The following is a 20,771-nucleotide window of genomic DNA, read 5'->3' as shown; positions in this document are numbered from 1 at the left end:
AAATGCACCTCTAGTGATGGAGTGGTTGATGATATCTTTATATTATAAGTCATAATTGGGCGAAATCAACCATCGACAAAATGACAAGAGGGAGCCTGGTGATACTCCCTCTATTTTTTGTGTGAGCGATTTTCGGATTTATTGAGATAATGAAGATATTCATGACGCGTTAATCCGCCAGTTTGACGATTAAATTCATCATAAGTAATATCTGCTGGTAAGCCAAATTCAGCGAATGCCTGTTGATGTTCTTTATGATAGTGCGGATGAGCCAGTGATTTAGATGCATTTTCTTCCTCTGATTTCAACCAATCAGTTGCAACGCCTGCATAGACACCGTGGTTTGTAAAACGATTGCCTGTTTGAAATGTAGTGATAGATGCTGGCTTGCTAATTGTTCCTGTGCCCCATGAAAGACGGTAACGAGGCTCCTTCCCATAGTGTAGAGTCTGTCCGTAACCTAGAGGGAATAAAATATCGTCTTCTGTTAACGTTTTATGACCAAGTTTTTCATAGCAGCCCCTCATAAAATAGTCGTCCATGACGATTTGTGTTTGGGAAGCTAATGGAGCAGAGGTAATTTCCTCAAGAGAAGGCAAACGCTCTGTCGTGGTCAACAGATAAGGACGAATAAATAAAGGCATAGTCATCACATTATGCCAAATACTATCTTCTGCAAATAACTGATCTTTTTGCATTTGCCGTAAATCGCCAATAACCAGCACATAGCCGTTGACGAATAGATCAATCTCTACACGAAAAATATCGCCTGGTACAGCCTTATAACGTAAGCTTTTCATCTTTGTCAGCTTTTTTAGCTTGTCTGCGTAATCTGTAGGAAGCTGAGTCGGAAATTGCAGTAGCCAATCCATGATCGCCGACTTAGTCGTTAAATGCTCAAAACCTGTAAGCGGAAGCTGATAATATGTTTTTGCATTGCGAGCTGTAATATAGCTTGATGGCTGGTGTTCATTGCCTAGACCAGCAGAAAAAATAACACCTGTTGCTTTCACGGCAGAAATCGTTGTGTAATTTAATTTCTTTTCCTTTCCACGTGCGGTTTGTGGGACAATCATTTCACGATTACGTGTTAAAATGTCCACATCAGCTTCCTGGTAGCTATGCTCATTAACGAAAATTCTTTTTTTAATCACATCCCCCTCGAAGCAAATAAAGTAATCTTCTCGAATTTGATGTGTGTCCCAATGATTTTCTAGCATATGTAGACCGAAATAAGGGCGTAGTGAATTTGTTAGCCAACTAGTAAATAATGTCAATAAGACTTCCTCCTTACGAATGTTTGTTATGTGGGTCAAGTATACTGAATTTGACGGATGACGAAAATAGGATGGATGAAAAATGGTTAAAATAGTTGCTTTTATGTGATAGCAACGATTGCTTTCGGAGCAGAAGGCCGCCTTTTTCATCAGGCTATAGAACTGTTATAATGACAGACAGAGGTGATGAACATGCATATTTTGACGATTGAAGGCATACCCTATGCTTGGCTTGAGCCATTACAGGAAATTCATGCTCACGTCTTTGACGGTGCCAAACTGCCAGTCGAAAAGCTAGAAAAAAAAGAAGGTCTTCTTTGTTTATTGGCAGTTGAAGATGAGGCGCTATTCGGCTTTAAACTGGGCTATCCACATCCAGATGGTGTTTTTTATAGTTGGTTGGGTGGTGTTCATGTGACAATGCGGGGGCGAGGTATTGCTAGTCAATTAATGAAGGCACAGCATGCGGCTATTCAGGAAGTAGGATTTAGGAAAGTTCGTACATATGGTAGAAATACACGCAAAGCCATGCTCATTACCAATCTCAAACATGGCTTTGATATCGTTTCAACATTTATTGATGAAAAAGGAAGACATAAAATTATATTTGAAAAAACATTCGATTAAGGAGTTTTAAACATGAAAGCATATTTAGCAAACGGATTATTTTCTTTAGGAGATCGTTTCGTCAATGAGCAATTGGCAGCAGCTATTCGAGAGGCCGTGCCAGACATCGCTTTATACGTACCACAGGAAAACGATGCTATCAATGATAAATCAGCCTATGCAGATAGCTTAGCCATTGCCCAAGCAGATTTAGGAATGCTGCAAAATAGTGATGTATTGATAGCTGTATTGGATGGGGTTGAAATTGATTCAGGTGTGGCTGCTGAAATTGGTGCGTTCTCTATGCTGAATCGTCCTATTATCGGTGTACTAACAGATGTTCGTCAGCAAGGACGAGACAATATGCAAAAAATAGAGGCACTAATCCGAGATGGGCTAGAGAATCAGTTCGTTTACCGTAATCTATTTGTTGTGGGGTTAATTAAACGTAATGGCGTTATAACGTCTTCCATTGAAGAGGCTGTGGAAGCCGTACAAAAATTGAACAACGAGGAGGCATAATCATGCTGTTAGCTACATCAGACGTGATAGCAGGAAAAGACATTATCGACACTTTAGGACTAGTGCGAGGAAATTCTGTTCAATCAAGAAACATCGGTCGAGACATGATAGCTGGTCTTCGTAATATTGTGGGTGGCGAGATGAAAGAGTATGCTGAGATGCTTGTGCGTTCTCGCGAAATTGCCACACAGGCAATGATAGAGGAAGCCCAACAAATGGGAGCAGATGCCATTGTGGGTGTCCGTTATGCGACTTCATCTGTAATGGATGGCACATCAGAAGTGTTGGTATATGGAACGGCTGTGAGATTTAAATAACAGTTTCAGACTGGGGGATAGAAGCCATCGAGAAGTTTGATATGCTCTCGATGGCTTTTGTCATTTTTTTCTCTCTTTCGTATTCAATATTTGGTAAACTATTACCAAAAGAGCGCTTGCATGGACATTTTTTTAGACCACTTAAAGTTACCCATCGCATCCGTAAAACCATGCTCAATGGTTTCTTTAATTTGTTTGATGTTATAGAACTATCGTAAATGTTCAGCTTCCTTCACATAGAATTCCCAAATAGGAAGTTGAATGAGTTCTTACTTTCTGTACATTATAATAGGCTTGGTCACCTCAAACACTTGCTTTTCATCAACATATGTAGGTGGAGTTCTTTATGTAGAAGCTGATTGGAATGAAGAACGCTGACTCCTGTGGGAGAAGCGGAAGTTGAGATTCTGGACGGAGAGGATGTTTTCTGTGCGAAAGCGAAGCGGAGGGAAATAGCTTGACTGCGCCTGTAGCGGAAATCAACGGCTTTACTTTATTTTATTGCGAAAATGCTGCGTTTATCGAATTTATTGTAAAATTTTAGTTAATTATGTTAGAAATACAGTCTATTGTGCTGCTTTAATGATGTTTTATTATAAGATGCGTATAATACCCATTATACCTATAAGGTATAATGGGTATGGTAGTAAAGGTTAATGATGTCCAACTTAGAATCTGTTGGGCATGATAGAAGAAAGAGTGGGATATATGGTAGATTCACAACAAAGCAAAGGCTATCGTGTTCTTTCGATATTTGATCGATTGATGGATGGCCATGGAATCAACAAGAAGCAGGAAGCATTGACACATCAGGTTGGTGAAAAAACCATACAACGGGATATCGACGAAATTCGTACATATATGAGAAAGGCTAAACTCAATTGCCGCTTACAATATGTTCGTACAGAAAAAGTGTATAAACTAATACAAACAGATCATAATCGTTTATCTAAAGAACAAGTATTAGTTATTATTAAAATACTAATTCAATCAAGGGCATTTAGTAAGTCTGAGATGAATGAACTATTGGATAAGCTTATTTCTATTGTGGCAGCAGATCAGGAAGCTCAAATACTATTAAAGGAAAAATCGGTAGAGGTAGATGTACAACATAACCAATCCTTAGTACCATTCATTTGGGGCATTTCAGAAGCCATTCAAAAGAACAAGGTCATGACAATTGATTATGTAGCTGAGGGAGAAAGTATCTCGACCGAAAAGATGGTGAAGCCTCTAGCTGTGATCTTTTCAGCACCCTATTTTTATGTTCTAGCAGATAATCAAGATAGCCCAAATGTTTACCGAATGGATCGTATTCAGCATCTTCGTGAACAGGATAAAACATTTCAAATAGGTGAGCTCCACAAGGATCAGCCATTGATTGATGTTAGCGAGCCTATACGATTTCTCTATAAAGGAAAGTACCCCCAAACTGTTTTCAATCGATTTCCGACAGCCAAGCTCGTATCGCAAAATGATCATGCCTACTTATTTGAAGCAAACGTGTTTGGACACGACATCAATATGTGGTTTTTAAGCCAGGGAGCAGATCTAGAGATATTGGAGCCAATCGAGCTGAGAGAAGAGATGATAGAAACTATACAGGCAATGCAGCAAAATTATCATTGTATTTAAAAACCCGCGCAATTTTAAGCACGGGTTTTACTATTACTGAAAAAGTTGTTCAATGAATGTCAAATCGACATCATGATTGAGCTTGTAATCTTTCATATAATTTTCTTCATATAAATAAACGAATAAATGGTGATTATCATCTATACGTAAGCCGATTTCCCTGTCATCATTGATCGATAACGTCAGCCAATAAGCTTCTTTAAAATCGGATTTAGCAAACCATACTTTTTTTAATGGCAGGTCTTTTAATGGCTGCATTATTTGGTCGATTTCTGCTTTATTTGTTAGCATGATCGTTTTTTCATCCGAAGAACGAATGACTTCAATTTCATGAATTTCCTTCAAATCGAGACGCTCTGTTACCTCTGTTGTAAAATCGGTGTCCCTTGTTAGTAGCATTGTTGAGATATACAGAATAAGTAATGGTAGTAAAATGCCTAGAAGTAGTTTGTATCTTTTTTTCATACTCGTCTCCTTAAATTCTAAAAATTCGCACATATGTATTCTTTTCCACGCTATAATTGAGCATATACTGAAATGATAAAGGAAGGCAATAAAATGACATATAATTATGCAGAAAAAGAACTATTTTATCCAGATAGAACTATTATGTATCGAGGCGGCGTCAAAAAAAATGATTTTGGCCATGATATCTATAATGGGAAAGGCATGCTTTTTGATCAAAATGGCGAGCTCTTATTCGAGGGGGAATTCGTCAATCATATGAAGCAAGGCAATGGCATTATGTATTTAAAAGGGCAACTTATTTATCAGGGAGAATTCATTCAAAATAAAAAACAGGGTCACGGCATTTTATATAAGGATGGTCAAAAGCATTATGAGGGTCATTTTCGCAATGATTTAATGGATGGCTGTGGCATCTTGTATTATGAAGAGGATGTGACGGCTCCTTATCAAGCATTGCGAGCACAATATCCTCATTTAAATCAGCCTCAGTATGAGGGTGATTTTGTACATGGCATGAAAAAAGGAAAAGGCAAGCAATATTATCCAAATGGGTTTTTACAATATGAGGGTGATTTTATTTGGCATCATATGCAAGGGGCTGGTAAGCTCTATTATCCGACAGAATCACCAACGGCTGAAGAGCTTGCCCGTGGTGTTACAACATGCCACTATGAGGGTCATTTCTTTGAAGATCTGAAGCATGGCAAAGGGAAAGTTTTTTCTAGGCAGGGTATGCTGGAAGCGGAAGGACAGTTTAAAGAAGATAAGATGACAGGGCATGGAACGCTTTATTATGCCAATGGACAGGCTTCCTATAGAGGGGAATTGGTTCATGGCAAAAAACATGGACGAGGCGATTATTTTAATGAAGATGGCAAAATCATTTACAGTGGTGAATTTATCAATGATGAACGATTGCGCATTACACCTGAAATCGAACAGGAGATTACTAAACTACAAAAGCAATTGGACAGTCTTGTAGGATTGCCGAACGCAAAAAAAGAATTACATAATTTAATAAATTTCATTAAAATTCAAAGCCTGCGTGTCGATCATGGATTAACAAGCTTTCCAATTACGTATCATCTTGTTTTCTCAGGGAATCCAGGGACAGGTAAAACAACAGTGGCACGCATTATTGGCCAAATCTACAAGCATCTTGGCGTGTTATCAAGTGGACATTTTGTTGAAACAGATCGCGCAGGATTGGTCGCTGGATATGTAGGGCAAACAGCACTCAAAGTTCAGGAAGTTGTTAACAAAGCAAAGGGTGGGGTTCTCTTTATTGATGAAGCCTACTCATTAATTCATGATAAACAGGATGCATTTGGTAAGGAAGCGATTGACAGTTTATTAAAAGCAATGGAGGATCTACGTGATGACTTAGTAATTATCGTTGCTGGGTATACAGAGCTTATGGAGGAGTTTTTACAATCTAATCCAGGCTTTAAATCTCGCTTTAATCATTTTGTCCAGTTCGATAATTTTAGCACCGATGAACTCTTTGATATTTTTGCTATGCTTTGTCAAACGAATGATTATCAATTCGGAGAAGCATTTGCCCAACATATGAAAGTGCAGCTACGCCAAATGCCAATTGAAACAATTCCTAATTTCTCGAATGGTCGCTATATTCGAAACCTGTTTGAAAAATTGGTGACGATCCAATCAAACCGATTGATTCAACAGGCAACAATCTCGAAAGAAGAATTGATGACTTTTGAGGAGCAAGATATTTTACAGGGCCTATCAGAAAAGCTATTTGATAACACTTTTTAAGATAAGGAGTAGACGAATGAAAAAATGGTTTGCCATTATTTTAGTATGTGCTTGTATTTTACCACGGATAATAACGATTCATGTTACAGTAAATAATCATATAAATGTCCATAAAAACAATAAAAGTTAATGAGTTATGCTTGATATGTAATATAATATAAAATATACGCTATCGTTAACGAACACGGATGCCTTTAATTGGTATTTTCGTGCACCGAATGGAGAAAGTTATGAGACTGTTGTGCGCAGACTAATACCTTGGCTTGACGGGATTCAACAATTCCCAAAAGTGATTATTGTCTCGCATGGTCTGACTGGGCGAATTTTACGGGGCGTCTATGCAGGACTTAATAAAGAAGAGGCACTCAAGTTAGAGGTTTCTCAAGATATATTATTCAAGTAAACAATAAAGAAATCTCAAGAATTTGTTCTAATATCGAAGATGATTAGTACATATAAAGATATTTGAGTTCATCACATTTTTCTCAAGGAATATTCAGAAATGCCACCTATTATAATGTGTAGGAGGCGTTTTTTTATGAAAAAATGGATGTTATGTTGTTGTATTTGTATCGTGGTTTTTTTATTGTATTATACAAACAAAATATATGAACTCGCTCAGCTAGAACTGCCATCATTACATAGTCATAATGCTTTATTGCTCAATGAACAAGGCGAAGTATTATACGAAAAAAATGCAGATGCTATTATTTATCCAGCTTCCTTAACCAAGATTATGACAGCCATCGTTGCCATAGAGATGACAGAGGATTTACAAAGACAAACAATTGTAGAACCACAAACGATTGCCAACTATACGGCCCAAAATGCTTCGATGGCAGGCTTTCAAGCAGGAGATTTTGTCACAATGGAGGATTTATTATATGGCACACTCCTTGCCTCAGGTGCCGATGCAACAGGAACTCTTGCAGATGCTATCGCAGGCAGTGAGGACAAATTCGTCACTTTGATGAATAATAAGGCGCAGGAATTAGGCATGCATGATACACATTTTGTTAATACCAGTGGCCTACATGATGAGGCACATGTATCTAGCGTCCGGGATATCAGTAAGCTTCTACGCTATGCATTAGAAAACCCTATCTTTTATCAAATATTTACCTCGAAAAGCTATACAACCCATGTGCCTAATGAATTAATTATCACAAACTCGTTGTTTACAAAAGTACCTAGTGTAGATGGCCCCATACTAGGAGGGAAAACAGGATATACACCAGAAGCAGGGCTCTGTCTGGCGTCCATTATCGAAAAAGAAGGAAAATCATTTCTTTTCATTACAACCAATGCCCCGACCTATGTTTGGACGCCCCCCCCTCATATCGAAGATGCTTTAACTGCCTATGATGCCTTGTAAGTGGAAAAAAGATGAAAACATCTCAACTTTTTCATCGTTTCCAACGTCTTATTTGAAAGGGAGATATTTCTTGTTTTGTGATGGTGCTAGGTAATCCATTTTTGAGGGAAGTCTCTCCTGAATCAAGCAAAACAATTACTTTTTGTAGCTCTTTGCTTATTGATGTGGGGAAGATGCTCTCATGGTTGGAGAAGCTCTGGGGAATTCGCTCCAAAATAGGAGCGAGCCATTCAGTCACTCCACAAAAAGGAGGGCTTAACATGTCATTATCATAATCTACGCATAGTTTTATAGAAAAAAGGGAAGGAGGAATGTAGTAAGGTTAATATTATACAGATGTGAAGGGTCTTGGAAGATGGAATCTAGTTGATGACTACTATTTTCTGGTCTGAATGATTACTCTATAATGATAGTTAATTCTTAGCATTTTTTTAGCATACGACATGGGAAGACATCTAAGGACGGTGAAGAACAATGACAAAATTTTTACCCTATGCAATCGTTTTGACATTGATAATGTGTTTATTTGCTGGGCAACTGTCAGCAAGTGCTGAAGGGTCAGTGGTGATTCAAAAAGTGATGAAGGATACAGTCATTTATGAAAAGCCTTCCACAACTAGCAATGAGATGGGGGAACTGGCGAAGGGGCGTTTTGTCACAGTGATGCAAGCAAGCAAAGGGTGGACACATATTCAAACGCCAGAGCAGGCAGGCTTTGTGCCATCTGATGTTTTAGTCAAGTTGAAGTCTGTCGGCTATTTAGTCATTCAAAAGGGTGGTGCGACGCTATTTACTGCGCCAAGCCAAAATGCACAGCAGGCAGGATCGCTTTATGAAGGACGCATGATTTATGTGTATGGCACAGCACCTGGAGGCTGGTCATTCGTCCAATATGGGCAGGATATAGGATATGTGGCAACAAATGCTTTAAAAAAACCTGTTCCAACGAAGAAACGAATCAACGCTGTGACTGGTGCTGAATTACGTTTAACTGCTAGCCCGCATGGAGAAGTTCTTGGTGCACTTGCCAATAATACAGCTGTCCAATATTACATAACGCTTGCAGGCTGGGCCTATGTAGAAGCGGGCGACCAAAAAGGGTATGTCAAAGCTTCTGAGCTAGCCAATATTCAGCTAACCGATAATAAAGTTTATAATAAAGGTGTGCCAGTAGTGAAGGGTGCTAAAAAACGTGTAGCTTTAACATTTGATGATGGGCCTAATGCCAAGGTAACACCGCAAATATTGGCGACTTTAAATAAATATGATGCGAAGGCTACATTCTTTATGGTAGGGAAAAATGTGTCAAGAAATACTGCTATTGTCAAGCAAGTCTATGAGGCTGGGCATGAAATTGGCAACCATACCTTGAATCACAAAAAATTAACGGCTTTATCCATAGCGGAGGTTAAACAAGAGGTCAATGGCACAAGTAATGCGATTTATACAGCCATTGGCCAATACCCAACCGTTTTCCGTCCACCGTATGGGGCGACAAATGATCAAGTGCGCTCGTTCATGACGATCCCTTCGATTTTATGGTCGATTGATACACTAGATTGGAAACATCATAATGCGGATAAAATTTTAGCGTATGTGAAAGCCTCTGTAAAAGATGGCAGTATCATTTTAATGCATGATATTCATCAAACGACAGCGAATGGTTTAGAAAATGTCATTCTTTATTTACAGAAACAAGGCTATGAATTTGTTACAGTGAGTGAGATATTACAATAATAGAAAAGCTGTGCAATTGTCTTCTAGAGACCACTGCACAGCTCTTTTTATTTAAATAAATTAATGGTTGTAATAATAATAGGAATCCCAAACACGTCGATTAAAAAGGCACCGACAATTGGTACAACAAGAAAGGCTTTTTGAGAAGGTCCGAAGCGTTGCACAACAGCTGACATATTTGCCATGGCATTTGGTGTTGCCCCTAAACCATGTCCTGCAAAACCAGCTACCATCACAGCTGCATCGTAGTTTTTGCCAAGTAGCTTAAACAAAACGAAGATACTAAATACGACAATAAAGAATACTTGCACAAAAACGATGATGAATAATGGTAGCGCTAAATCAGCAATTTCCCATAATTTGATACTCATTAATGCCATTGAAAGGAACACGCCTAATGTCACATCCCCAATTAATGAAATGCTTTTCATATTAATTGCTTGAGGTTTAACTTTATCCATAATATTACGTACTAATACAGCCACAAACATAGCGCCTACATAGCCTGGCAGGACGAAGCCTGTTGCTTCTGAGAATAATGTCCCAACATATGTGCCGACAGCCATGCTGAATGTAATTAATAAGACTTGTGTAAAGAACGAGTCAGATGTAATTTGTTCGTGTTTATTTTCATATTCGACTGCTTCAGCTTCTTGTTCATCAGGTGTTAAATTGTATTTACCGACTAAATATTTGACAATCGGACCACCAATTAATCCACCAGCAACTAGACCACAAGTTGCGGCAGCAGCCCCAATCGTCATGGCTGAGGAAATGCCCAAATCTTCTAAGGTTTGTCCAAATGCGGCAGCAGCACCATGACCACCTTCCATGGAAACAGCACCAGCCATCATTCCGATTAAAGGGTGAATACCCATGAGGGAGGCAAGTGATACCCCAATGACATTTTGCATTAAAGCAAGGAAGCCACAGGCTAGCCAATAAATAACTAATAATTTTCCTCCGAGTCTCACTAATTTAAAGCTTGCCCCTAAGCCTATCGTTGTGAAGAACGTAATCATAAATAAGCTTTGTAAGGACGTATCGAGCGATATTTCTAGAACACCAGTTGTTTTTAAGATGGTAGCGAGAGCAGCGAACAATAAACCACCTACCACCGGAGCTGGAATACAAAATCGCTTTAAAAATCCAATTTTATTAATAAGAAAGCTTCCCAATGCAAAGAGTGCCACGGCTAAAAACACCGTTGTTATTTGATTAATTTCGATCATGAGCCTTGCCCCCTAAGTAAGTTGTTCAGTGCTTCATACACAAAATAAGCACCTAATTTAACCGTTCGTCCATTTTCATCTAATAACGGATTGACCTCACAAACATCAAATGAATGTGTATGAGGATGTGCAGTGACTTTTTGTAGGATCGTGCGTACCGTTGATGGGTCAAGCCCAAACGGTGAAGGTGCACTTACACCTGGAGCAAACGCAGCATTCAAGACATCCATACATAAGGTTAAAAGAACATAATCATGTTGATCCATATAGTGTTGTAGCTCATCCAATAATTGCTGTTGGTTGGCTACTGTCATGTGATCTTCAAACACATACTTTACCTTTAATTCATCCGCTTTTTCGAACAGTTCTCTTGTATTGCCATAGCGTTGAATACCGACAACAAAATAATCAGCATATGGATCCTGTTCTAAAATTTGACGGAACATAGTACCAGAAGAAGGCTGTTTATCGTATGGTCGTAAATCAAAATGAGCATCTATATTAATAATGCCGATTTTAGCATCCTTTGATAATGCCGAACGAACACCTAAATAATGGCCATAAAGTGTTTCATGACCGCCGCCAAGCACAATACATGGACATTTTTTTTGCAATACTGTTCCGACAATTTCACCAAGCTCACGCTGTGCTTCCTCTAAATCATGATTAAGACAAACGATGTTACCAACATCGATGATTTGTTGATCATCCTCAAATGTCCACGGTAAACTAGCTAGTCCTTCCCGTAGTGCGTTCGGTCCATTGGCTGCTCCTAAACGACCTTGATTTCGACGTACCCCTTCATCGCAAATAAAACCAACGAGTGCAGCACTTTTCTTATCTGAAGCGCTTACATCATTAATAGCCAATCTTTTTACTTGTTGATGTAAACGAAAACTGCTTGTATTTGTCGTTGAATCTATACGGCCTTTCCATTGTTTTTGATCCGTCAGTGTGTACATAATCCTATTCACCCCATTGCTAAAATTATTGTAGAAAAAGTATTGTTGTAATTCATTATATATTCACATAATTATAATTACTAATATATAATTAATATTAACTTATAGCTTTTAACTATAAATAAAGGAGGATTATATAAGTGGATATTAAACAACTACACTATTTTATTGCTGTTTCAGAACAAAGGAATTTCTCGAAAGCCGCAGAAAGACTGCATATTTCGCAGCCTTCCTTAAGTAATGCTATCAAAAAATTAGAACAAGAGATTGGTTCCCCCTTATTGGAGAGAAATACTAGAAATCTGCAATTAACAGAAGCTGGAGAGCTACTTTTTGAACGGGCAAAAGTTATTGTGAAAAATATGGAAGTATTGAAAATTGAAATGGATGAAGTCATTGTTCATGGCACGAGGGACATCACCATTGGTGTCATGGAATCCATCAAGCATTGGTTGCCTAAAGTAATCGCCAATTATAAAAAAGAATATCCACAAATGAAGATTCATTTAGTCGATATTTTAGGCAGTAAACGTGTGAAGAAATCGTTACAAAGCTATAAAACCCATTTAATCATAACGAATCAGTTAATGGATGATCCAGAGTTGGAAGTCCAAACCTTATATGAAGAGAGGTTGGTTGCAGTGTTACCCTTACACCATCCGTTAGCCATGAAAGAGACTTTAACCATCTCAGATATTAGTGAAGAGCCATTTATTATTAGTACCGAGGGCTTTCAAACAAGACACGATATTTTAACGATGTTTGAAAAGGCTGGGAAAAACATCAATATACAATTTGAAATCGAACGTTTTGAAACGGCTGTCTCACTAGTGCGTGAACAGTTAGGGATAACGATATTACCTGAAAACTATTTGCAAGGACCAACAGCCAAAACCATTGTAAAAAAAGAGATTGAAGGTGCAAATTTAAGTCGCAATGTTTATTTAGTATCTTTAAAAAATCGCCATTTACCATTGGCTATCCGACAATTATTGAAAGATATTTTGCATTCTTTTGAAAATAAAATCCTATAACATGCGAGCAATCCTTTAGTCGTGTTTTTTCTGTTTTATTAGAAAATTCATAATAGAACATTGCTTTACTAGAAAAATAGCGGTAACATTTAATGTAAGAATGAAAATGAATATCCATTCATTTTGTGTTGTTGAAATAAAATCATGGCAATAGCAGAAAAAGACTTTTTGGCAAGGTGAGGGGTTGATTTCCATTCTGCCAGCGTCCATTCCAAGGGGCGTCCGATGAGCCGCTTCACTCACTGCGTTCGCTCCAGGGTCTCACCTGTGACGCTAGCTCCACTCCAATCAACCATGTGGTAAAAGTGTCTTTTCCTTCTCTTTCATACGAGCCGTAGTGAACAAAATAGCCCTTTATTTTCAATGTGAAGAAGTGGTGAGTGACAACACATCTCCATAAAGGGTAGTGAATAACTTCACTTTAGTTGAAAATCTTGCTAAAAAGAAACATTTATATGAATTGGAGTGGAAGGCTACTTGACTCCCGTGGGATAGCGAGACAGGCGAGCCTCTAAACGGAGCGGAAGCGGCTCGGCGCTCGCCGACAGGAAAGCAAGTAGCCTGCACCGGAAATCTATTTTCACCTTTCACAAAAATGCTATAGATCGTTTTGTTTTTCAACACGATGAAAATGAATTTTCATTCATTTTTAAAGTTCAAGCAAAGGGGGTATCTTCCAATGAATTTTTCTTATAGTGAAAAAGTTGTGAAGTTACAGGACAAGCTAACGAATTTTATGGAGCAATACATTTATCCAAATGAGGCTGTTTATGCAGCGCAGGTAGAGGCTATGGAGGATCGTTGGGGAGCGATTCCACCCATTATGGAGGAATTGAAACAGAAGGCACAACAGGCGGGATTGTGGAATTTATTTTTGCCAGATAGTGAATATGGGGCAGGATTAAGCAATTTAGAATACGCCCCTTTATGTGAAATTATGGGACGTTCACTACTGGCACCAGAAGTGTTTAATTGTAATGCACCAGATACTGGAAATATGGAAGTGCTTGTACGTTATGGCTCAGCACAACAAAAAAAGCAATGGCTTGAACCGTTGTTACGAGGAGAAATACGGTCATGCTTTGCGATGACGGAGCCAGCTGTTGCATCTAGTGATGCTACAAATATAGAGGCAAGCATTGAGCGAGCTGGCGATGAATACATTTTAAATGGTCATAAATGGTGGACGACAGGTGCTGGGGATCCTCGCTGTAAAGTGGCTATTTTTATGGGTAAACATAAGGATACAAATGCCTCTATCCATGAGCAACAGTCTATGATTCTCGTACCGATGGATACACCAGGGGTAAAAGTGGAGCGTATGCTGACTGCTTTTGGCTACGATCATGCACCAGAGGGTCATGGTGAAGTTACCTTTACCAATGTACGTGTACCAGTGGACAATATTTTATGGGGAGAAGGAAAAGGCTTTGCCATTGCTCAAGGTCGACTAGGACCGGGAAGAATTCATCACTGTATGCGTCTCATCGGTGCTGCGGAGCGCGCATTGGAGGAAATGTGTGTGCGTGTTCAGGAGCGACAGGCGTTTCACCGACCGCTGGCAGATCAAGGGGTAATGCGTGAACGTATTGCTGAATCTCGTATGGATATTGAGCAAGCAAGACTTTTAACATTGAAAGCGGCCTATATGATGGACACAGTAGGCAATAAAGAGGCTAAAGCTGAAATTGCTATGATTAAGGTAGTGGCACCAAATATGGCACTAAGGGTTATTGACCGAGCCATCCAAGCATTCGGTGCGGCTGGTGTTGGACCAGATACGACGCTTGCTGCACAATGGGCAAACTCACGAACATTACGTTTAGCAGATGGTCCTGATGAAGTACATCGTAATACCATTGCTAAATTAGAATTGAAAAAGCATGCGAAAAAACAAGAGGAGCTGATGAAATGACGGTCCTAGAGTTATTTAGCTTAAAAGGTAAAACAGCCATTGTGACAGGTGGGGGACGCGGACTCGGAGCGCAAATTGCTCAAGGTTTTGCAGAGGCTGGAGCCAATGTCGTCTTATGCTCACGAAAAGTGGAAGCGTGTGAGGAGATTGCCACAGCACTTGAAAAGCTAGGTGTTCAAACATTAGCGCTAGCCTGTGATGTCACAAAACCAGAGGATATTGCTAATGTGGTGGCTAAAACGATTACTACATTCGGTAAAATAGATATTTTAGTCAATAATAGTGGTGCTTCATGGGGGACACCTGCCATTGATATGCCCTACGAAGCCTGGCAAAAAGTATTTGATGTCAATGTCAACGGGACCTTTTTGATGAGCCAAGCAGTGGGCAAAATTATGCTGGAGCAGAAAAGCGGCAAAATTATTAATATTGCTTCCATCGCAGGACTGGGGGGCACACTCCCCGCCTTTATGGATACCATTGCCTATAATGCGAGTAAAGGGGCCGTTATAACCTTAACGAAGGATTTAGCTGTTAAATGGGGACCACACGGTGTCAATGTCAATGCGATAGCACCTGGATTTTTCCCAACGAAAATGTCCAATGTTTTAATTGAACGAGGACAAGACTATTTGATGGACGTTACACCGTTAAAACGTTTAGGCTCAGAAAATGATTTGAAAGGTGTGGCGTTATTTTTAGCAGCACCAGCTTCAGACTATGTAACAGGTGATGTCATTGTTGTAGATGGGGGCATGAGCTCTATCATTTAGGGAGGGAATAAAATGGATACGATGCAAGTAAGGGCAAGTGAGCGTTTAGATGTGGACAAATTACATGCCTTTTTGGCAAGCTATTTTCCTGAGCTACCACAGGGTGAACTTGAAATTTCGCAATTTAGTGCAGGGCATTCCAATTTAACGTATTGTTTAAAAATAGCTGATTTCGAAGTCGTTCTTCGTCGTCCACCGCTTGGACCAGTAGCCAAGAAAGCACATGATATGAAGCGTGAATTTACAATTTTATCAGCATTGCATCCGTTTTTAACAGCGGTTCCAAAGCCATATGTCTATGTAGAGGATCGAGATGTTATTGGCAGCGACTTCTTTTTAATGGAGCGCAAAAAAGGTATTGTCCTCGATACGCATTTTCCAAATGGGACAGAGCCAACAGAGGAGCTAGCCCGTCAGTTGTCCGAAATGATGGTAGACTCTTTAGTGGCGCTTCATGCCATTCCTTACGAGGACACAGCGTTAAAGGATATCGTGAAGCCTGATGGATTTATGGAACGACAAGTTCATGGCTGGATAGAGCGCTATGAAAAGGCCAAAACAGCAGAGTATGCGGAAGTAGCCATTTTGACAGAGTGGTTAAAAAATCATATTCCTTCCAATAATGAGGCAACCATTATTCATTATGACTATAAATTGAATAATGCGATGTTTTCTGAGGACTATGCCGAAATGATTGGCCTTTTTGATTGGGAAATGACGACAGTAGGGGACCCATTAGCCGATGTCGGTGTTGCAATGAGCTACTGGATGCATGCGGATGACCCGAAAATGTTGTTATATGCACTGGGAGAACCACCAGTAACCATTTTACCAGGCTTTTATACGCGACAACAGTTTATTGAACGATATGCGCAGAAAAGTGGGCGAGATGTTTCAACTATTCATTATTACTGTACATTTGCCTATTTCAAATTAGCCGTTATTTGTCAGCAAATTTATTATCGTTATGCTAAGGGGCAAACACAGGACGACCGCTTTGCTCAGTTGGATAAAATGGTCGCCGCACTCATACAACAGGCTTCTAAATCGATATAAATTCTAAAAAACGGTTGCTTTTTACTAAGTAACTGTTTTTTTATTGCTTTCAATAACAGATTATCCGACATTATAAAATATAATTATTTGTAGCTACTCGCACCAGCCCTTCTTAATAGCCAAAACAACCCACGTAAAAAAATTAAGAGAGATGGAATGTATGTTCTTATTTTATCACATATGCCTTCCTTTTGCGAAAAAAAGAATTTTATATATAAAACAACAATATTTTATTGTTTATCAATAAATAATTGTTGACTTAGAATGTGTTTGAAGCTATTATAACAATAGAGGATAGGTGCTTGATAATTGATCAAATACAAATCTTAAAACATGAATTTAAACAAATAGATGGAGGAAGCAACAATGAAAAAATATTTACTAGCTACAATTCCAATGATACTTGGGGTTTTATGTTTATTTATAAAGGGGATTATTGGTGATGAAATATTGGCAGATGGAACGATTGTGGAGAAGAATTTCTTTTTGATTCCATTAAGCTATCTATTTTTCTTTAGTGGCATACTGACATTCTTATTTATGGCACTTTTTTCAAAGATAAAAAATATGAATGTCGCAAAATAATGCTAAAACAGGCCCTAAATAGGAGCCTGTTTTTTTACGACCATATTTGATCAAGTTTATCGCTGTAATAGTGAATAGCTTTTTTATAATCTTGAATGCCCTGATGATTGGTTGTGCGTAATAATGTCTGAAGTAATGTCTCCATCGATTTTACATGGTCGCCAAGATTGTAAAATTGCTAGAAACCTGTAGGAATGGTATTGTTTATGTAATAGTAACATTTATGAGGTGATAGAATGCTAGAGCGTTCAATGGAAAAGACACGGGAACATCAAGAGGAAAGGAAGTGATTAAACAAAACAAGAAAAGAGGATTAAGATGATGACTTATCAAAAAATAATTTGTGATGGATTTGAATTAAATTATTGTATAAAAGGGCAAGGTCAGCCTATTTTGGTGGTGGGCAGCAGTATTTATTATCCGCGGTTGTTCTCTGAAAACTTTTCCCAACATTTTCAGCTTATTTTTTTAGATCATCGAGGATTTGGCAAGCCAACTCGTGCATTTAAACAAGCTGATTATACATTGGACAAAATAGTGGAGGATATAGAGCATGCAAGACAAATCCTAAAGCTAGATGACTTAATTATTGCAGGGCATTCGGGGCATGCATTTATGGCGGTGGCGTATGCCAAAGCCTACCCTCAGCATGTTCAAAAAATGATCCTATTAAATACAGCAACAACGAACAGCCAAGAGAGACAGCAACAAAGCTTGTCTTATTTTGAGGCATATACAAGTGCAAAGCGTAAACATCAATTTCAGCAGGATATTGCTTTATTGGAACAGGATCTAAAGAGAGAACCTGAACGACGTTTTGTTCATATGTGTATTCGGATGGGTGCACATAGCTTTTATGATTACACATTCAACGCTACCTCTACATGGGATGGCGTGTATCCGAATATGGAAATCATTGATTATCTTTGGGGTGTAGCTTTTGCTGAGCAGAACCTTTTACAGCAAATACATCACTTAAACATGCCGATTTTTGTCGGTCTAGGTAGGTATGATTATTTAGTTGCGCCTGTATCATTATGGGATGCAATGGAGTGTACTCCTCATGTAAAGAAAGTTATTTTTGAAAAAAGTGGTCATAATCCTATGTTGGAAGAACCTGAATATTTTGATGAACAACTAATTGCATGGATAAACGAGGGATAGTTGTTTTTGGCTGGTGATGCTTTTATAGCAAATAACCAGCCTTTTTCCTTTCTTTAACCATAAAAAAGGCTACTCCCAAAAGGGAAGAGCCAAAGTATTAGCTTGCAGAACAAGCTTTGCGTATCGCATCAATTTGTCGACAGTCAATCATCACAGGAACGGCTTTATCATCTATTTGAAGGAAATACCCACAGCAACTTTGCGAATCAAGATAGATAAAGTAAATACTTAAAAATTGACAGCCGTTCGAGAGGTATACATCGACTAAAGTCCCTGGTTCAAAATATGCTAAATGACTGCAAATACAGCTGTCACACTGCTTTTTGGCTTGCTCCTTCTTCTTATATGTTTTTTCATATTGGGGGCTATTATAGTATTTGATTGTATAGGACTCTTCCTCATCCACATAATGATCGATGTCAGCATAGTAACCCGAGCAAAAATTCTTTGAGGCACAATAGCATTTAGCAAACTTATGATAATTATTAAATTCCCAATTCATTCGTGTTAAAAATTTGTTTTCATCCATTCCTTAAACGCTCCTTTATGGTTTGACTGTCTTGCTAGCACGAGGCATCTATTTCTAATCTATGTCAAAGAGCTATTTGGGAGATGGTAAAATGTCTAATTATTTGTAGAATAAAAGAAAAGACTAGACTCACAAATAGAGTCTAGTTTTGCATATCATGTTTGCGATCGCCTTGCAATAAACTATATATTTCTAAATCGACAACTCCTTTGCCAGACCATAATGAAGCTTGTCTCAATAGACCTTCTTTTAGAAAGCCATTTTTTAGCAGGACTTTTTTCGAGGGCTCATTTAAAGGCATGACCTCAGCTTGAATTCGATTAACATTTACATCCTCCAATAAAAATTTCACAATGATTTCGACTGCCTCTGTAGCGATGCCTTTGCCCCAAGATGTCTCAGCTAAATAGTAACCAATTGTTACCATATCTACTTTTTGATTAAAGTCCATTGCTTCGATAATACCTACTAGTTTTTCACTTTGTGATTTTTCGAAAATACCCCATTTAATTCTGCTTTTCTTCGAATAATCTCGTTCAAAATGAGCAATCATTTTTTGAACAGTTTGTAAGTTGTGTTTTGGGATGATTCCGCAGTACTCAAATACTTTGTCATTATCATAAATGGCAAATAATTCTTGTAAATGGGATTCTTCTATTTTTTTTAATTCCAAAGTTGTTGAATGTAAGATAGGGAATTGTTTAAATACTTTTTCAATAATCATTGATGTTGCTCCTTTTTATTCTTTAATGGGAATGTATATTGTCATCTTCATATCATGTGGATAGATAGATTGCATGACATCGGTTATTTCAAAATCAGGGCCTGCATCTCGCTCATAATTAGAGTTTGGTAGCCATACTCCGTAAATGTAACGTCTTGTGTTTTGAATTCCTTCCGCAGTGCTATTCAATGTGAATTCCGCATATTTACCAGCAGGAATTTCAAGGTGAACGAAGCCTTTCTCTAATTGCTCCTCAAAGCAATGAACTTCCTCTCCTACAATAAAGGAAAATTGACCATTCTCTTGAAAACTTGTAGAAATGCCATATGCCATATTAGGGGCTACCTTATGTGAGATTCGCTCATAATACTGCTGTTGGCCAAAATTTAAATAAAAGCTTGGGATGTCTGTATAATACTGATCGTCTTGTAGGGACGTTTTGTATTCATAGCCTGTGATACGTTTTTTAGGTAATTGAAGTATTTCTGGTCGCTGCATAGGGAGTTCTCCTTCCAGTTTATAATCCAAAAAGTTCATTTTGGTTTGAAGTGGTATGGAGTTGGCTCCTTTTCGGTATTTAGCAGGTGTGATGCCAAAATATTGAACAAATGCTCGTGTAAACGCCTCTTGAGAACCATATTGAAAGTTGATCGCAATTTCCAGTATGTTCTTGGTAGTAGTTACTAATAGAGAGGCCGCTTCAGAAAGCCTCCTGTTGCGAATATACTGCTGCACTGAAAATCCTGTAATAGCTTGAAAAAGTCGTTGAAAATGAAACGCAGAAAAGTAAGATTGGGAAGAAATCGCTGTGATCGTTAACTTTTCCTGTAGATTGTCCTCAATAAACTCTATGGCGTTTTGTATTCTTTCAAAATAATCCATACCATCATCCTTTCTCGACTTAATGGTACTGTTTCAGCGAAAGTATTTTTTGATAATTTGTGCTAATTTGTACATTAAATGGTCATCAATATGAAATCAACAGAAATATTGAATTAAACGTTCAATCCAAATTTACAAGATAATGATAGTCAGCTCTATGTTCCCATTTTTCTTTGGCATAATATGTTCAGCGAATTAC

Annotated in this window: 21 protein-coding genes; 14 read left to right on the top strand and 7 right to left on the bottom strand. The window is 38.4% G+C overall.

Features of this window, described 5'->3' with window-relative positions; genetic code table 11:
* Positions 1 to 110 precede the first annotated feature (110 nt).
* Complete coding sequence (locus tag V6670_RS12685; RefSeq protein ID WP_338651318.1) at positions 111 to 1,277, bottom strand: immunity 26/phosphotriesterase HocA family protein; 1,167 nt, start codon at positions 1,275 to 1,277, stop codon at positions 111 to 113.
* A 186-nt stretch (positions 1,278 to 1,463) separates the two neighbouring features.
* Here V6670_RS12685 and V6670_RS12680 point away from each other — a divergent pair, with 186 nt between their 5' ends.
* The 4 genes from V6670_RS12680 (at position 1,464) to V6670_RS12665 (ending at position 4,357) form a co-directional block, all read left to right on the top strand.
* The gene (locus V6670_RS12680; protein ID WP_338651317.1) at positions 1,464 to 1,904 is read left to right on the top strand and encodes a GNAT family N-acetyltransferase; all 441 of its coding nucleotides are present in this window, start codon (positions 1,464 to 1,466) and stop codon (positions 1,902 to 1,904) included.
* A gap of 12 nt (positions 1,905 to 1,916) precedes the next feature.
* Positions 1,917 to 2,405: a nucleoside 2-deoxyribosyltransferase gene (locus V6670_RS12675; RefSeq protein WP_338651316.1), complete on the top strand. Its 489-nt coding sequence runs from the start codon at positions 1,917 to 1,919 to the stop codon at positions 2,403 to 2,405.
* Positions 2,406 to 2,407: 2 nt separating this feature from the next.
* Positions 2,408 to 2,722, top strand: a complete 315-nt coding sequence (locus tag V6670_RS12670; RefSeq protein WP_036117142.1) for a YbjQ family protein — start codon at positions 2,408 to 2,410, stop codon at positions 2,720 to 2,722.
* Between the two features lie 708 nt (positions 2,723 to 3,430).
* A complete protein-coding gene (locus V6670_RS12665) occupies positions 3,431 to 4,357 on the top strand; it encodes a WYL domain-containing protein (protein WP_338651315.1) in 927 nt (308 codons plus the stop codon).
* Positions 4,358 to 4,390: 33 nt separating this feature from the next.
* On the opposite strand, the gene V6670_RS12660 is transcribed toward V6670_RS12665, so the two are convergent.
* On the bottom strand, positions 4,391 to 4,822 hold the full coding sequence (locus V6670_RS12660; RefSeq protein WP_036117138.1) for a hypothetical protein: 432 nt from the start codon (positions 4,820 to 4,822) through the stop codon (positions 4,391 to 4,393).
* 93 nt (positions 4,823 to 4,915) lie between these two features.
* Between V6670_RS12660 and V6670_RS12655 the strand changes: the two genes are divergently transcribed.
* From V6670_RS12655 to V6670_RS12640, 4 genes are all read left to right on the top strand, one after another.
* Positions 4,916 to 6,604 (top strand): AAA family ATPase, encoded by a 1,689-nt coding sequence (locus V6670_RS12655; protein WP_338651314.1) that lies wholly within the window; start codon positions 4,916 to 4,918, stop codon positions 6,602 to 6,604.
* A 157-nt stretch (positions 6,605 to 6,761) separates the two neighbouring features.
* On the top strand, positions 6,762 to 7,007 hold the full coding sequence (locus tag V6670_RS12650; protein WP_338654615.1) for a histidine phosphatase family protein: 246 nt from the start codon (positions 6,762 to 6,764) through the stop codon (positions 7,005 to 7,007).
* 135 nt (positions 7,008 to 7,142) lie between these two features.
* Entirely contained in the window at positions 7,143 to 7,979 is an 837-nt protein-coding gene (locus tag V6670_RS12645) for a serine hydrolase (protein ID WP_338651313.1), read from the top strand.
* 474 nt (positions 7,980 to 8,453) lie between these two features.
* The gene (locus tag V6670_RS12640) at positions 8,454 to 9,716 is read left to right on the top strand and encodes a polysaccharide deacetylase family protein (protein WP_141903782.1); all 1,263 of its coding nucleotides are present in this window, start codon (positions 8,454 to 8,456) and stop codon (positions 9,714 to 9,716) included.
* A 47-nt stretch (positions 9,717 to 9,763) separates the two neighbouring features.
* Here the strand turns inward: V6670_RS12640 and gltS are convergent, their stop codons facing one another.
* The gene (gltS, locus tag V6670_RS12635) at positions 9,764 to 10,948 is read right to left on the bottom strand and encodes a sodium/glutamate symporter (RefSeq protein WP_058843652.1); all 1,185 of its coding nucleotides are present in this window, start codon (positions 10,946 to 10,948) and stop codon (positions 9,764 to 9,766) included.
* A complete protein-coding gene (gene hutG, locus V6670_RS12630) occupies positions 10,945 to 11,910 on the bottom strand; it encodes a formimidoylglutamase (RefSeq protein WP_141905697.1) in 966 nt (321 codons plus the stop codon). Before hutG ends, gltS begins: the two co-directional genes overlap by 4 nt.
* A gap of 140 nt (positions 11,911 to 12,050) precedes the next feature.
* Here hutG and V6670_RS12625 point away from each other — a divergent pair, with 140 nt between their 5' ends.
* The 6 genes from V6670_RS12625 (at position 12,051) to V6670_RS12600 (ending at position 18,437) form a co-directional block, all read left to right on the top strand.
* Positions 12,051 to 12,944 (top strand): LysR family transcriptional regulator, encoded by an 894-nt coding sequence (locus V6670_RS12625; protein WP_338651312.1) that lies wholly within the window; start codon positions 12,051 to 12,053, stop codon positions 12,942 to 12,944.
* Between the two features lie 679 nt (positions 12,945 to 13,623).
* Complete coding sequence (locus V6670_RS12620) at positions 13,624 to 14,859, top strand: acyl-CoA dehydrogenase family protein (RefSeq protein WP_141905695.1); 1,236 nt, start codon at positions 13,624 to 13,626, stop codon at positions 14,857 to 14,859.
* Complete coding sequence (locus tag V6670_RS12615; RefSeq protein ID WP_338651311.1) at positions 14,856 to 15,632, top strand: SDR family oxidoreductase; 777 nt, start codon at positions 14,856 to 14,858, stop codon at positions 15,630 to 15,632. Before V6670_RS12620 ends, V6670_RS12615 begins: the two co-directional genes overlap by 4 nt.
* Before the next feature lie 12 nt (positions 15,633 to 15,644).
* A complete protein-coding gene (locus V6670_RS12610) occupies positions 15,645 to 16,688 on the top strand; it encodes a phosphotransferase family protein (RefSeq protein WP_338651310.1) in 1,044 nt (347 codons plus the stop codon).
* Between the two features lie 366 nt (positions 16,689 to 17,054).
* The gene (locus V6670_RS12605; RefSeq protein ID WP_141905692.1) at positions 17,055 to 17,273 is read left to right on the top strand and encodes a DUF3955 domain-containing protein; all 219 of its coding nucleotides are present in this window, start codon (positions 17,055 to 17,057) and stop codon (positions 17,271 to 17,273) included.
* Positions 17,274 to 17,591: 318 nt separating this feature from the next.
* The gene (locus V6670_RS12600) at positions 17,592 to 18,437 is read left to right on the top strand and encodes an alpha/beta hydrolase (protein ID WP_338651309.1); all 846 of its coding nucleotides are present in this window, start codon (positions 17,592 to 17,594) and stop codon (positions 18,435 to 18,437) included.
* Between the two features lie 97 nt (positions 18,438 to 18,534).
* Here V6670_RS12600 and V6670_RS12595 read toward each other — a convergent pair whose 3' ends face one another.
* From V6670_RS12595 to V6670_RS12585, 3 genes are all read right to left on the bottom strand, one after another.
* Positions 18,535 to 18,966 (bottom strand): hypothetical protein, encoded by a 432-nt coding sequence (locus V6670_RS12595; protein ID WP_338651308.1) that lies wholly within the window; start codon positions 18,964 to 18,966, stop codon positions 18,535 to 18,537.
* A gap of 142 nt (positions 18,967 to 19,108) precedes the next feature.
* Positions 19,109 to 19,690 carry a GNAT family protein gene (locus V6670_RS12590; RefSeq protein ID WP_338651307.1) on the bottom strand — a complete coding sequence of 194 codons (582 nt, stop codon included), beginning with the start codon at positions 19,688 to 19,690 and terminating at the stop codon, positions 19,109 to 19,111.
* Between the two features lie 15 nt (positions 19,691 to 19,705).
* Positions 19,706 to 20,572: an AraC family transcriptional regulator gene (locus tag V6670_RS12585; protein WP_338651306.1), complete on the bottom strand. Its 867-nt coding sequence runs from the start codon at positions 20,570 to 20,572 to the stop codon at positions 19,706 to 19,708.
* Positions 20,573 to 20,771: the final 199 nt, after the last annotated feature.

The organism is Lysinibacillus sp. Y5S-8, assembly GCF_036894365.1.
In the GTDB taxonomy this organism is placed as follows: Bacteria; Bacillota; Bacilli; order Bacillales_A; family Planococcaceae; genus Lysinibacillus; species Lysinibacillus fusiformis_D.
This window is presented reverse-complemented; position numbering and strand designations above follow the sequence as displayed.